The 12,973-nt window shown below is 52.4% G+C and carries 13 protein-coding genes; 7 read left to right on the top strand and 6 right to left on the bottom strand.

Annotated elements, in window-relative coordinates; genetic code table 11:
- Positions 1-8 precede the first annotated feature (8 nt).
- On the bottom strand, positions 9-1,967 hold the full coding sequence (locus tag OCU43_RS08610) for a tRNA(Met) cytidine acetyltransferase TmcA (RefSeq protein WP_175483417.1): 1,959 nt from the start codon (positions 1,965-1,967) through the stop codon (positions 9-11).
- A 142-nt stretch (positions 1,968-2,109) separates the two neighbouring features.
- On the opposite strand from OCU43_RS08610, the gene OCU43_RS08605 reads away from it, so the two are divergent.
- Positions 2,110-3,531: an FGGY family carbohydrate kinase gene (locus OCU43_RS08605; protein ID WP_091353475.1), complete on the top strand. Its 1,422-nt coding sequence runs from the start codon at positions 2,110-2,112 to the stop codon at positions 3,529-3,531.
- On the opposite strand, the gene OCU43_RS08600 is transcribed toward OCU43_RS08605, so the two are convergent.
- From OCU43_RS08600 to OCU43_RS08590, 3 genes are all read right to left on the bottom strand, one after another.
- On the bottom strand, positions 3,517-4,368 hold the full coding sequence (locus OCU43_RS08600) for a glycerophosphodiester phosphodiesterase family protein (RefSeq protein WP_175483416.1): 852 nt from the start codon (positions 4,366-4,368) through the stop codon (positions 3,517-3,519). The two genes, OCU43_RS08605 and OCU43_RS08600, sit on opposite strands and share 15 nt — an antisense overlap.
- A gap of 57 nt (positions 4,369-4,425) precedes the next feature.
- Complete coding sequence (locus OCU43_RS08595; protein ID WP_091353469.1) at positions 4,426-5,388, bottom strand: GGDEF domain-containing protein; 963 nt, start codon at positions 5,386-5,388, stop codon at positions 4,426-4,428.
- Between the two features lie 69 nt (positions 5,389-5,457).
- A complete protein-coding gene (locus tag OCU43_RS08590; protein ID WP_091353466.1) occupies positions 5,458-6,063 on the bottom strand; it encodes a DUF924 family protein in 606 nt (201 codons plus the stop codon).
- A 210-nt stretch (positions 6,064-6,273) separates the two neighbouring features.
- Here OCU43_RS08590 and OCU43_RS08585 point away from each other — a divergent pair, with 210 nt between their 5' ends.
- Together OCU43_RS08585 and OCU43_RS08580 are read left to right on the top strand one after the other, a co-directional pair.
- Positions 6,274-7,059, top strand: coding sequence for a hypothetical protein (locus OCU43_RS08585; protein ID WP_091353463.1), 786 nt, complete (start codon positions 6,274-6,276; stop codon positions 7,057-7,059).
- 15 nt (positions 7,060-7,074) lie between these two features.
- Positions 7,075-7,692 (top strand): glutathione S-transferase family protein, encoded by a 618-nt coding sequence (locus tag OCU43_RS08580; RefSeq protein ID WP_091353460.1) that lies wholly within the window; start codon positions 7,075-7,077, stop codon positions 7,690-7,692.
- A gap of 27 nt (positions 7,693-7,719) precedes the next feature.
- Here the strand turns inward: OCU43_RS08580 and OCU43_RS08575 are convergent, their stop codons facing one another.
- A complete protein-coding gene (locus tag OCU43_RS08575; RefSeq protein ID WP_091353457.1) occupies positions 7,720-8,562 on the bottom strand; it encodes a hypothetical protein in 843 nt (280 codons plus the stop codon).
- A gap of 286 nt (positions 8,563-8,848) precedes the next feature.
- Between OCU43_RS08575 and hpf the strand changes: the two genes are divergently transcribed.
- On the top strand, positions 8,849-9,199 hold the full coding sequence (gene hpf, locus OCU43_RS08570) for a ribosome hibernation-promoting factor, HPF/YfiA family (protein WP_091353455.1): 351 nt from the start codon (positions 8,849-8,851) through the stop codon (positions 9,197-9,199).
- A 70-nt stretch (positions 9,200-9,269) separates the two neighbouring features.
- Here hpf and OCU43_RS08565 read toward each other — a convergent pair whose 3' ends face one another.
- Positions 9,270-10,055, bottom strand: coding sequence for an SH3 domain-containing protein (locus tag OCU43_RS08565; RefSeq protein WP_139203119.1), 786 nt, complete (start codon positions 10,053-10,055; stop codon positions 9,270-9,272).
- Positions 10,056-10,288: 233 nt separating this feature from the next.
- Between OCU43_RS08565 and OCU43_RS08560 the strand changes: the two genes are divergently transcribed.
- The 3 genes from OCU43_RS08560 to OCU43_RS08550 all read left to right on the top strand — a co-directional run bounded on the left by OCU43_RS08560 (position 10,289) and on the right by OCU43_RS08550 (position 12,959).
- On the top strand, positions 10,289-11,494 hold the full coding sequence (locus OCU43_RS08560) for an EAL and HDOD domain-containing protein (RefSeq protein WP_091353448.1): 1,206 nt from the start codon (positions 10,289-10,291) through the stop codon (positions 11,492-11,494).
- Between the two features lie 186 nt (positions 11,495-11,680).
- Positions 11,681-11,872 carry a hypothetical protein gene (locus tag OCU43_RS08555; RefSeq protein WP_091353445.1) on the top strand — a complete coding sequence of 64 codons (192 nt, stop codon included), beginning with the start codon at positions 11,681-11,683 and terminating at the stop codon, positions 11,870-11,872.
- A 298-nt stretch (positions 11,873-12,170) separates the two neighbouring features.
- The gene (locus OCU43_RS08550; RefSeq protein ID WP_091353442.1) at positions 12,171-12,959 is read left to right on the top strand and encodes a putative hydro-lyase; all 789 of its coding nucleotides are present in this window, start codon (positions 12,171-12,173) and stop codon (positions 12,957-12,959) included.
- Positions 12,960-12,973: the final 14 nt, after the last annotated feature.

Below are 12,973 nucleotides of genomic sequence, written 5' to 3'. Positions count from 1 at the left end.
CGGACCGGTTACAGGGCAAACAAACTGAGCAGATCTGAACTGATCTGCCCGGTCCCCTGCAAAGCCAGTCTTTTAAGCTGCAGGCTGGCCTTGTCAGTGCCTTTCTCCTGCAGCACAATCCCGGCAGGCGATACTCCCCGCAGCATGACGGCAGCGTGGGTTCCGCTGACCTTATCCCGGTTATAGCCAAGCCGTTGCAGGCGGAAACCAAACGGCTGCCAGAAACTCAACAGCTCCGCCGTTGCCCCAAAGCTGGTACCCAGCCAGTCAATATCTGTGCTGGCCTGTTCGATCGCCTGTAACAGGGCTGTGCCAATACCCCGTCGCTGTCGTTGCGGATGTACCGCAATCCGCATGACCCTCAGCCCGCGGCAACCTGCCGCTTCAGGAATATGGCAGTGAGCCAGCAGTGTCTGGGGAATTAACTGACCTTTTGGTCGTCGGGTGCCAGCCATTATCGCCTCAGCCAGACCGTGGTTAATCGGCCCTTCATAGGCCAGCAATGCCGTTGCCACTAGCGTAGGCTCTTCCTCTTCACTGAACCCTGCCCACACCTCAATATTGGGGCTATCCAGCAAAATACGCAGATCCCCCGGGGTGGTCCGGTAGTGCGCCAGAATCAACAAGCCGAACAACTGCTTGAGCATGTCACTATCGGCGATCAGATCATCACGGTCCAGCTTTCTGAAGCTCACCCCCCCCCACTGCGCAGGGGTAGCCGCCAGTGTTACAGGCTCGGCATCCAGTAATAATGCCCGATAGGTAAACCGCTCCAGTGGATCGCCTTCGGCCCAGCGTACCGGCTGCTGCATAGAGAGCAGCTGCCGTTCGGGCACCCTGCGGTCAAGCGTGGGCATAAAGCGCACAGCAAACCCCTGTCCGGTTCCCTCATAGCCGTGCAGGGTCGAAGCAAAGATAACCCGCCGATAATCCAGCAGACTTAACAGTACCGGGGCTGGAATTGCTGCCGCTTCATCGATCAGCAGCAGGTCCGCATCCGGTTGTTGCCGGGACAGTTGATCAGGCAGCATAAAGCGCAACCGATTCTCTCCATATATCCAAAGGTCCCGGGGGTGTTCGCGAAGCTCTGCAGATAATAGTCTTTCCAGCATCGCTATCACCGACTGCACTGCCCCCCGTGATGGGGCGGTCAGAATAATATCGAGCCTGTCGCGATTGACGGATGAGTCCGTATTGGGGATATCCTGCTCTGGCGCTGTTATTCCCTTTCGCATTAATACCGCAGCGAGTATGCCCAGCGCAGCACTTTTACCCCGCCCCCGATCAGCGGTCAGCACCAGCACAGCCCGGGACTGACGGACCGCCTGCAGACACTGTTTAACGGTCCTCTCCTGATCCGCGGTGCGAAACGGTGCGCTGCAGGATGAGGTTTCCGCTTCCGGCTGACCATGGGTTCCGGCCACTGGGGTTACAGCATCTTTTGGTCGGCAAAGCTGCGGCAAGGGGGTCTCTTCGGTGAACTGAATCAGGTCAGTATCGCAGGCAATACAGCCCTGCAGATGGCGGATAAAACGACGACCGACATCGGCCACCCCATAGGGCTCCACAGCAATATGCTCATACTCAGGATCATTAAACGCCTGCCAGGCAGATAGAGTAGGAGTGATTAGCACAAGCACCCCGCCTGCGATCAATGTGCCAGACACCTGACCAAACCCATTAGGGTTAAAGCCGCTCCAGCAATCAAAGAAAACACACTCACTCTCCTGCCCCAGCAACTGATGTGTCTGTTTGGCACTGACCGGTTTAAGCTGCGCCGGGGGGACCAGACCAACCCCGGCATCACCAATCCAGAGTATCCGGGTTGTCGGGCAATTCAAACCTGAAACCTGCTGCTGACACCACTGGCGCCCACCGCTAACCAGCAACAACTGTCGGGGCGCCCCCTTGCGGACGAGGTTCAACAAAGACACAATTATGTCGCTTAATGGTTGTATGCTATTCACTGACCTTTCCTTAATTTCACCCGGATTGAATTTTACACGCCCTGTGTGGTCAGGGTATAAGGAAATAACGGAAACCGGGTAAGGAGGCGAAATAAACACCATGAGAGTAAATCACAGGCTTTTAAAGGCATGGGGATAACAGATGCGTTCTGACTTATGCCTTGTTATGGATCAGGGTAGCCATAGTAGCCGGGCGATGGTGTTTGATCGCTTTGGCAACTGCCTGAGTCAGGGACAAGTACAGGTAAAAACCCGGCTTACCCAGCCCAACCGCGCGGAGCAGCAGCCGACCGATATCCTGATTTCCCTGAAACGCGCAGCTCTGGAGGCGGTCAGTAAACTGAAACGGGAAGACCGCGCCAAACTGCGCACCGCAGCCCTGACGACACAACGCTCCAGCGTGCTCTGCTGGGATGCAGACGACGGTAACCCGCTGACACCTATCATCAGTTGGCAGGACCGGCGCGGTTTTCATTACATCGACGACCTGATGCCCCTGGCAAGTATGGTGCGCCAGCTCACAGGGCTCTACCCTAATGCCCACCTGCCCGCCTCAAAGCTGCGCTGGTGTCTGGAACATATGATCTTCAACACAGCTAAGCATCGTATCCGCGGCGGTCCTGTCGCCAGTTGGCTTATCAAGCAGTTACTCCATGAGCAACCGGACCTGATTGACGGTGTGAGCGCAGCCAGAACGATGCTGTTCTCCCTCAAAGACCGGGACTGGCATCCCGAACTGCTGGACCTGTTTCAGCTACCGGATTCACTGCTGCCGAAAGTCCGCCCCAGCAAGTACAACTTTGGTACGCTGAAACTGCCCGGCTTAAGCCTGCCCCTCAACTATGTCAGTGGTGATCAGGCTGCGGCACTGTTTGCCTTTGGCGAGCCGTCGCAGGACAACCTCTATATCAACCTCGGCAGTGGCGGCTTTATGAACCGGGTACTGACCGAGCGGGGGTTGCACCCTCAGGAGCGGATACTGCATCATCTGATCCACTCCGACAAACAGCCCCTTTACAGCGCCGAAGCCACCATCAATGGTGCAGCAAACGCGCTGGACTGGGCCTTTAATATCTGCCGGCCAGATACCCGGGATATCGATAGCTGGGCCGAAAAGTGCACCGACCCTCCCCTGTTTATGAATATGGTTGGAGGCGTCGGGTCTCCTTACTGGCAATCACTGGATCGTTCTTGCTGGATTAACGATTGCGACGACCCGGAGGCCCGGATGGTTGCCGTTATGGAGAGTATTGTGTTTCTTATCTGCAGAAATATCAGAGCGATGTCTGCACTGCCCCCGGCTAAACAGATTATCATTGGCGGGGGTATCAGTCAGCTCAGCTCGCTCTGTCAGCGGGTTGCAGATCTGAGTGGCTTGCCGGTGCTGCGTTATGAACAACACGAGATCACATCGCTGGGCGCCGCCTGGCAGGTGCTACCAAACAGCGTACGGGATTTTGTACCGGAAAAAACCTTCACCCCTCAAGCCAACGGCCCCTTAGCACTGCGCTACCAGTCGTGGCTGAATACATTTAATGAGTATCTGGATTCACTCGAAGGATAACGGATTCTGCCCCAGGGCCTTGCGCATCGGGGAGATCGAAAAGGTTTCTATCAGATCGGCACCCCGGGCAAACAGAGTACGGGCAAGCTCAGCATCCGCCACTTCATAGAGCACCACACGGATCCCGGGCCAGCTACGTTTTTCGGTTGCAAGATCAACTTTACGCAAGCAGGTATAATCGAGCAACAGATAGTGTGGCGGCCTGATAAACCCCTGCCACCATCCGCTGGCTGGAAACTGATCAGAGACCCAGCCGGCGCGCCAGTTATCCTCAAGTACCCGGTCCACCAGCGATCGGGAATAGCTGATCAGCACCACCTGCGACCTGACCAGTTCTAACAGGGGCAGCGCCCTCTCCACACAGACCTCAACGCCGAATGTTTCGATAGCAACCCGCTTGAACTCAACAAAAAAAGTCACTTCAGGATAATGCAGCATCAGATTAACCAGATGCTGAAGATGGGAGATCGGTTCATCTTCAAAGCGATCACTGAAGGCCACCGGGTTATGCAGGCTATAACGATCAAGCTCATCGTAGGTGAGCAACTGAATCTTATTATCCGTGCCGGAAAGTCGCGCCATATCCCGGTCATGATAGAGCACCGGTTCAAGATCAGCGGTCAGTTGCAGGTCCACCTCAACAAATTTTGCTCCGGCTGCCAGGGCCCGCTCAATCGCCAGTAGCGAATTTTCCGGATAGCGGGATGCATACCCCCGATGCGCGACCAACCGGTCCGCCTGAGGAGCTTCAGGACCGCCCTGGGCTGAGAGATAGGTAACAGTCTCATCAACAGGAGATATGGGAGTGTTGTCCGGGTTGTCAGATGGGTTACTCACTGTTGTCTCTCCGCCGCAAAAGAAAGCCTGCACGGGGCAGGCTTAGCAGAAACAAGTCTAATTGGAAAACGTTACAGGAATATCACGGGGATCTTCCGTTATCGCCCGTACCTGACAGCCACCACTCTGTAACGCTTCATGGAGCGCCGCTTCGGTCTGCGACAGAATGTATTCGGCGGTCAGGAGCGCCGAAGGTTGTAGCGTACTGATACCGATACTGACACTCAGTTGATGCCCGCCAAGTTCAATATCATGAATATCATGACAGAGCCTGTCAGCCAACACCGGCGACTGTTCGTTAGTTGCTGGCAGCAGCATAGCAAAGCGTCCGCTGTCTATGCGGGCAGCCATATCCCCTGGCCGTGAAATAGCCCCTTTAAGAACCTCAGCAATCAACCCCGCCTGCTGATCAGCATAATCCTCTGGCAGTTGCTCAGCCTCGATCTTATCAACCTCAATCAACATCAGGGTTAACGGACTGAACTCCCGTACGGCTCTGCGGCACTCGGTTGACAACACCTGATGGAAGTGACGCTTGTTAGCCAGCCCCGTGAGTTCATCCATCACCGTAACGGACGCAAGCTTTTCCTGGCTGCGTTGCAGCTCCATCTCTTTCGATTCAAGCACTTTGTGCAGCTGACGGGCACGCAATGCCGCATTGACCCCCATCCCCAGCATAACAAAGTTCAGCACTCCGCCCATCAAAGCGATAAACAGCGGCAGATAGGTGTGATGACTGTCTACAATCGGATCCGCCAGACGATAGAACTCCTCCTCAGTCAGCTCCTTTTGTGGGCCATACACCGCCCAGAGTGAATCGATATCTTTTGCCTTGCCCGCCTGAGCATAATCAACATTATCAACCCGGTGCTCAATTGCCAGCCTGATCGCCTGTACAGCAACCCGCTCTTCATAGGAACGAATGCCAATAAACAGGGCTATAAACACCAGTATTGAAACCACCATAATGACAATGGTCTGTACCCGGCTTCGGATTTCAGTCTGCCTGGTATCTATCACCTTTTCATTCCTTTAATGACACCCATGTTTCTGTTTAGTAAATACTTTTTTGAGGATTGATGCAAATATCTACTGCCCATAACGTTTATGCGGTTGATTCAGATATGCTAACTCTTCCGGTGTCGAGGAACGCCCGAGTATCTTATTGCGATGAGGAAAACGCCCAAAGCGGACAATAAGATTGCGATGCTCATGGGCAAAGTCCAGCGCATTATCGATATGATGCCTCAACTCCCGGGGAGTGGTGCACAACATCGCTTCTATCTGAGAGATACACAAGTTCTGTGCGATGATATCTTCGGCATGCTCAAGGGGCATATAGAAAAATAACTTTTCACTCCCCTCAAGTGCCATATCATGACCCAGTTCAATCCCTTCCCGACAAAGCTGTTCGGCTCTGTAATCGCCGGAAAAGGCATCGGCCGAGCCACGATAGATGCTCCGGGTAAACTGGTCCAGCAGGATAATCAATGCCAGCCGTCCCCGAGGCTGCCCCGCCCAGTCATCCAGTTGCCCCCATAGCGCCTGCCTGACCTGATGGCCGAACAGATCACCGAGCTGACGATCCATCGCCTCGTCACCAAACCACCAGAGCGACTTTCGGTTGCTCACCGGAAATCCCTGTTTAAGCTCACCAAACCAGAATTGCAGTATCTCTTCAATCTGTTCCGTCATAGACAATCCCGTTAAACGCAGCTTACAACTCATCCAGTATAGAAGAGATGCGCCTGTGCTGCTGAGCTCCGATAATGACCGGCTGGCCTCTGCAGAGCAACAATTTAACTTTTATATCGCTAAAATCTGTTTTAGTCTGAACCTTATGAAAATAAACCACTCTTTTAACGTATAGTAAACTGAGTGGCGATGATTTCTAACGGGGGAAAAATGCGCAACGTTCTGATTTTACTCATACTGGCAGGCATCGGCATTGCCGGTTACCTCTACCTCAATCCAGCGCAGCTGGCTCAGACTCCGCCCCCTGAAGTCAGACAGGACGAACTGTCAAAAATGGCCGTACAGCGCGAGACTGAAAAAGCCCAGCGTCATATCGATAACCTGACAGCAGCCCCGGAGCAGGCGATCGAGATCGGCACAGCCAACAACTTTGTCACTCAGGATCAGTTACTCAAACTGCCGACCGACCTGGCTACAGCAATAGCCGCCACCGAAGCGGTTAAAGAGGGGGATGCAAAAACCTATGGCATCAATCTGGAGCAGATAGGAAACTCTCTCCATCCCCAGCACAAAGCCGTGCCCACCAGCCAGCTCCCCCTGGCCGATCAGGTCAGACTGAAAGAGTTGCTTAATAATCCGGATAATCCGGCGGGCACACTATTCTATATCCACGGCGTCAGTGACGCGGACAAGCAGGGTCTCTGGGGGATCATTCAGAGCGGACTGATAGATACTTTTGCCAAAGGTATTCAACTCAAAGCCCAATTGATCAGTGCCGATATACCACAGGAGGCGGATGAACGACTCCCTAACAGCACCAGCTCATTTCTCGGTTCTATTCTGGATCAAAAGGTGAAAGACACCTATGTCTATAACTATCATAAAGGGATACTGGGACAAAACCCGAATCTGATAACCCCGGGGCAGGAGCTTATTGTTGTCACTTTCAGTCAGGATGAACTGATCGATATCTATAATCATTTTGCCCAACAATAAAAACAGGACTCGCTCATGATCGATCTGTACACCTGGGGGACACCCAACGGTCGTAAAGTGTCAATTATGCTGGAAGCAACGGCACTTCCCTACATAGTTCATCCAATTAATATTCAGGCCGGTGATCAGTTTACTCCGGAGTTTCTGGCGATTAGTCCAAACAATAAAATTCCGGCTATTTCAGATGATGAGGGCCCCGGTGGGGAAACGGTTCATCTGTTCGAGAGTGGTGCCATTCTGCTCTATCTGGCAGAGAAAACCGGTAATTTTTTACCGACAGATCCGATGAAACGTCTGCAATGCCTGCAATGGCTGATGTGGCAGATGGGAGGCTTTGGCCCCATGCTGGGACAGGCACACCACTTCAATCGCTTCGCCAAAGAGAAGATTCCCTATGCGATCAGCCGCTACACTGAAGAAAGCCGGCGACTCTGGGGGGTACTGGACAGACAACTGGAAGGCCAGGCATTTATTGTTGATCTAGACCTCAGTATCGCCGACTTTGCCATCTACCCCTGGGCGTGCCGCTTTGAATGGCAGGAGATTGAGCTGGACGACTTCCCCAATGTGAAAGGCTGGATGGAGCGGATGTCAAACATTGCGTTTGTACAACGGGGTATGGCGGTTCCCTGAGCCTGAAAGCCTGCGCTTAAACACCGCTCAACAGGCCAGTCCAAACCGTCTCAGTTGCCGGGGCAGCACCTCATCCAGCGCATCGAGATCGACCTCCTGTAGTTCGATAACCGCCAGATTATGCGCTTCATAGAGCGCTTTTTTACGCATTTTATCCGCCAGATAGGAGGGCGATTTTTCACTCCCCCAATACTCAATAAACAAACCGGCCTGCGGCAGATAAAAGTCAGCCCTGGCCTGTTCAGCAACGGGCAACGGTTTATCGCAGGCATGGATGATCTGAGCAAGATATAACCAGTTATCAATCTTGACCTCTGCTTCAGAGCGCAGCAGATGACCATCCATCGCGCGGCAGCCATGGCATTGTTCCACCTCAGCCATATGCAGACCGAACTCCCGCAAGGCACGTTTAAAGACAGTGTTATCCGGCAGCGTTTTTGGCCATACCACATAGGGGATAGAGGTATGAATATCCTCTTTCTGAACGCCTCCCTGAGCCTCACCGGTATCCGTCAGTTGCCACCCCTTCAGCCAGGGCCTGACCCAGCCCAGATCAGCGAGCAACTGATTGATACGCGAGGCGGCTAACCCGCTTTTCAACCCCAGCCCCCTGGCTCCGGTAAGCCGGTCTTCAGGATTAACCAAGGCGCGGTGCTCAGTCACGCTGTCCGGCCAGACGATATAGCGACCATAGCGCTCACTCTCACGGTAACTGCCCTGCTCAAACTCCCCCTTTGCGGTCAGTGACCAGCGCTGTTCTTCCCGTTTAATCCAGCCGAGAGCCTCCAGCTCAGTAAACAACTGACGGCTACTCTTTCCCAGCATTTTAGCCAGCGCTGAGGTCGATACTTTGTTGCGCTCTCTGGTCATCAGCCCGGTTCCGCTCAATTGCCACTACACACTCATCAATACTGTGATAATTATCAGCAGGGGTCAAAAATAATTACGCACCACGGCTTAGTCAGAATGTTATACCGATGGCCCGGCCAGTAATCCTTCGCCGTCGATCGCAAACCTCGCAACCGGTCAGGAAACGCAGGCTCAAACGGTCGCCCCATAATGGTTATTTTTTTGTGACAAATTCGCTTGCAATAAAATCTGAAAAGAGCATTCTGTAGGTGTGACATTAAGCATAGTTTGCAGTAAGGGTTACATCATGAATATCAATATTACCAACCGCAATGACAAAGTTTCTCCTGCATTACGAGAAAAAATTGAAGCCTGGTTAGAGGAGAGTCAAAGACGCTATAACGTTATCACCAGCGCCCAGGTCACTATTGAAAAAAGCAATGGTAAAGAGGAGATTGTTGAGGCGACCGTTCACGCCACCGGTAAAGACCTGTTTGCTAAAGCCAGTGAAGAGAATCTGTATGCAGCGCTGGACTCTCTGGCACACAAAATAGACAAACAACTGGCCAAGATTCGTGATATTCAAACTAACAAAAAAGGCTCCAGCGTCCCGCTGATGGCGGAACCTGAAGAGGAGATCGCTGAAGAGGAAGAATAGTTCTCCCAGCGTACTGAAATCCTGAAAAAAAAGGCTGAACGATGTTCAGCCTTTTTTTTCAGATAATGACCTACCTGACCTGCTTAAGAAAACGTTGCGAAATCCAGCCTGAAACCGTTGTCTCACCCTGATCAACATTAATCTTCATCCAGCCCTTTTGCTGCCCGACCACCTCGACACGTTGTGGAGCACTCACCTGGCCAACAACAGCAAAGCCGGTTCCCGGACCTGAGCGGAAATTCACATGACGACCGCTAATCTGATACGGTACAGCAGACATATTCTGTTTGCCTGCTGCAGGCTGACCACTTCCGGAGGCGGGCTGCTGAGCACCGGAAGACCCGACTGAGCGGAGAAAACGCACCGCGGTCCAGGCCTCTGCGTTATGACCAGAACGATTGCGATATTGCACTTTGACCCACTCATCCTGGCGTTGCAATTCAGTTACCTGCTGATTAAGTGACAGACTCCCAACCACCCCATACTGGCTACCCGGCCCCTGCCGCAAGCGCAGACTGCTCACCGTAACGCTATAGCGCTGTCCCTCTGCTACCGGTTCGCTCTGCCCCTGTTGCTGCGCGGTAAGATAACTGCTCAGCATCCAGCCCTTCAAAGGCTGTTTATCCGCAGAGAGGAAAAATACCCGCGACCAGCTGCCTTTCTTGTCAATTTCGAGTAACACACTGCCCTGGCCCAGACGGGTTAACAACTCACTACTGTCAGGGGCTGAGTAAACTTCGGCCTCATGGTTGACGACAAAATAATCAAATGCCATGACCAGCGGCGAAATCATGCTGAATACAACCAGCCCCAGGGCTTTCAGACATCGGGGTTTAAAGAGTGCAGCTTTGATCATAATCACCTTCACGATATTCAATCCATCGAAATAAACTCTACAGGCCCAATCATAACAATTGTATAAGCAGTAGCAACAGCGACTCAGGAAGATCGGAATTAAAACCCAATCTGGTGATAGAGAAGACAACCTTCCGGCACAAAAGGGCTATACTGAGCGCAGAACATCAGATCCCTTCCTTCCCGCGTAGAAAGGGGATATCAAAGGCTGATACGGCGACTTTAGGGGGAGCAATGCCTCAGGATATTTTAATGGCCCGCCAGCCCATATTCGATGCAGATCTCAATGTTGTAGCTTATGAGCTGTTATATCGGGACAAAGACAACCAACAACATTCGATTATTACCGACGGCAACAGCGCGACCTCTCAGGTTTTACTCAACAATTTCACCAGTATCTGCAAGGCAGGCAAACTGACAGCCCTGCCAGCCTTTATCAACCTGACCCGGGAGATGCTGACATCGAGCCATATACCAGCAATATCCCGCAAACATGTCGTGCTTGAGATTCTCGAAGGGATGACCGTTGATGAAACCCTGATTGCCGGTATCCAGCGCTTCATCGACGCGGGATACCGTATGGCGCTGGATGATTTTATCTATAGCTCTGAATATGATCCGATTCTTGAGATGGTGCATCTGGTGAAGCTGGATCTGTTACAACTGAGCGACCAGCAACTGATAGAGCATGTCGAGCTGCTCAAACCCTATAACGTCACTCTGCTCGCTGAAAAGATCGAAACAATGGAGGTATTTAACCATTGTAAAGCGCTGGGATTTAAACTGTTTCAGGGATATTTCCTGTGTCGGCCACAAGTGGTTGAAGGGCGTAAGCTGAGCGCCAATGAGATTGTGATGATGGAGCTGATGTCCCTGTTAGCAGAGCCCACCGTGACGCCCGCAGAGATAGGACAGATTGTCAAAAAAGACCCTCAACTGACCTTTAAGATCATCCGTATCGTTAACTCTCCACTATTCAATCTGATCAGGAAGATAGAAAGTCTTGACGAGGCGGTCGTCATACTGGGAGTGCAGGAGATAAAGCGCTGGTGCGCGCTGATCGCCTTTTCCGGAGAGATGACCAAACCCGACGAACTCACCCGACATACGCTGATACGCGCAAGAATGTGTGAACTGCTGGCCGAAAACAATCCGGCTCTCTCCGGCTCCAGTGCATTTATGATGGGGATATTTGCCGGACTTGATGCACTGCTGGATACCCCCAGAGAGGAAATTCTGCAGCAGGTTCCTCTGAGTGACGTGATCCACAAAGCGATTCAGTATGGTGACGGGGAGTACGGTAACCTGCTAACCACTGTAGACAGTTTTATTCTGGGCGAGTGGCATTCGCTACCCGACCTTTACTCTGGCCCGCAACTAAACAATGCTTACACAGACAGCCTCAACTGGGTTCGTGAGACCATGGAAAAAATAACCTAGGCTCAGACGCTCCAGCTCCACTTCCCCCTGACAGCTCCCCTCACAGGTTTCAGTCAATTTCCTGCCTGATAAATAAAAGTTATCAGATATGTAAGGGATTATTCATTAGACAGCTTATCAGCGTAACGCCACAATGATACTTACTTTGATAATAGTGATGATTCTATCAGGAGCACGACTAAGACCATGAGCACAATGATTCCGCTGGACCAGTTTCAGCAACTCCGTCACGTTGACGCAATCATTGAGAAGGCCGCTGATAGCTGGTGGGTCTACCGTCGCAATATCGGCTATAACGGTGCCCTGAGTGCTACAGCGCGTGTCGTTTTTTTCGGCCGCAGCAAAGCGCAGGTTGAACAATGGCTGGCTTCACAGTAAGCCAACTGTTTTTTTAACTGATATCTCCGCATCTGCAGATAGATCAGTTAATGGGCTGGCCAGTGATCCTGGGCAGCCTCCCTAACCCCTGCCGTCCGGCACATTCTCCGGCACCATCATTTGTCATGGATGCCCGTTTTTTCCTGTAGGGTCTAAGCTAATACCGTGCAGAACAGATAAACCACCTGACATCTTGCAATGGCCAGGTTACTCCTTTCCGCCTGCTATTCCACTGGAATCAGGCTGTAGAAAGATTACAAGATCGCCGCATTGCGGCCCGCAGACTAAGGCTTAACCGATGAACAAAGAGATGACACCTTTTGAAATCCGCCAGCAGATTCGCAGCGGTGAGTTTACCGGCAATACATCCGGATATGGTCAGGGTTTCGTTCAGGGAAACCTGGCGATCATGCCGAAAGACTGGGCGAATGATTTTCTGCAGTTCTGCCAAAAAAACCCGAAACCCTGCCCGATTGTTGGCATGTCCAGCCAGCCTGGCGAGTTCATGCTGCCCGACCTGGGACAGGATATCGATATCCGTAGCGATGTTCCCAAATACCGTATTTACAAAAACGGAGTCCTCACCGAGGAAGTTGCCGACCTCAAGCCCTACTGGCGCGATGATCTGGTCACCTTTGTACTGGGTTGCTCTTTCTCTTTTGAAGAAGCGCTGCTCGCTGACGGACTGGAAGTGCGCAATATCACCGAAGGTGTCAATGTACCGATGTACCGCACCAATATTGAGTGTAAAAGTGCCGGCCGTTTCAGTGGCACCACAGTAGTCAGCATGCGCCCGATGAAGGCTGCCGATGCGATCCGCGCGGTTCAGATCTGCACCCGCTTTCCCTCGGTGCATGGCGCTCCGCTACATCTGGGCGATCCATCCCAGATCGGTATTCGTGATATCAACACGCCGGACTTCGGAGATGCGGTCACCATTAAAGCGGGAGAACTGCCGGTATTCTGGGCTTGCGGTGTCACACCTCAGGTCGCGATTGAACAGGCTAAACCCGAGTTCTGTATCACCCACAGTCCCGGCCATATGCTGATCACCGATCTGCCTAACAGCCGACTGGCTGTGCTGTAAAAGGAGAACTGAAT

Origin of the sequence: Amphritea atlantica (assembly GCF_024347255.1) — a bacterium.
GTDB classification, from domain to species: domain Bacteria; phylum Pseudomonadota; class Gammaproteobacteria; order Pseudomonadales; family Balneatricaceae; genus Amphritea; species Amphritea atlantica.
This window is presented reverse-complemented; position numbering and strand designations above follow the sequence as displayed.

Bases quoted from the DNA above. Each gene is read 5' to 3' on its own strand.
- OCU43_RS08580 (WP_091353460.1), top strand. From the start codon at position 7,075: ATGATCGATCTGTACACCTGGGGGACACCCAACGGTCGTAAAGTGTCA.
- OCU43_RS08550 (WP_091353442.1), top strand. From the start codon at position 12,171: ATGAACAAAGAGATGACACCTTTTGAAATCCGCCAGCAGATTCGCAGC.
- OCU43_RS08555 (WP_091353445.1), top strand. From the start codon at position 11,681: ATGAGCACAATGATTCCGCTGGACCAGTTTCAGCAACTCCGTCACGTT.
- OCU43_RS08575 (WP_091353457.1), bottom strand. From the start codon at position 8,562: ATGACCAGAGAGCGCAACAAAGTATCGACCTCAGCGCTGGCTAAAATG.
- OCU43_RS08605 (WP_091353475.1), top strand. From the start codon at position 2,110: ATGCGTTCTGACTTATGCCTTGTTATGGATCAGGGTAGCCATAGTAGC.
- OCU43_RS08560 (WP_091353448.1), top strand. From the start codon at position 10,289: ATGCCTCAGGATATTTTAATGGCCCGCCAGCCCATATTCGATGCAGAT.
- OCU43_RS08585 (WP_091353463.1), top strand. From the start codon at position 6,274: ATGCGCAACGTTCTGATTTTACTCATACTGGCAGGCATCGGCATTGCC.
- OCU43_RS08590 (WP_091353466.1), bottom strand. From the start codon at position 6,063: ATGACGGAACAGATTGAAGAGATACTGCAATTCTGGTTTGGTGAGCTT.
- hpf (WP_091353455.1), top strand. From the start codon at position 8,849: ATGAATATCAATATTACCAACCGCAATGACAAAGTTTCTCCTGCATTA.
- OCU43_RS08565 (WP_139203119.1), bottom strand. From the start codon at position 10,055: ATGATCAAAGCTGCACTCTTTAAACCCCGATGTCTGAAAGCCCTGGGG.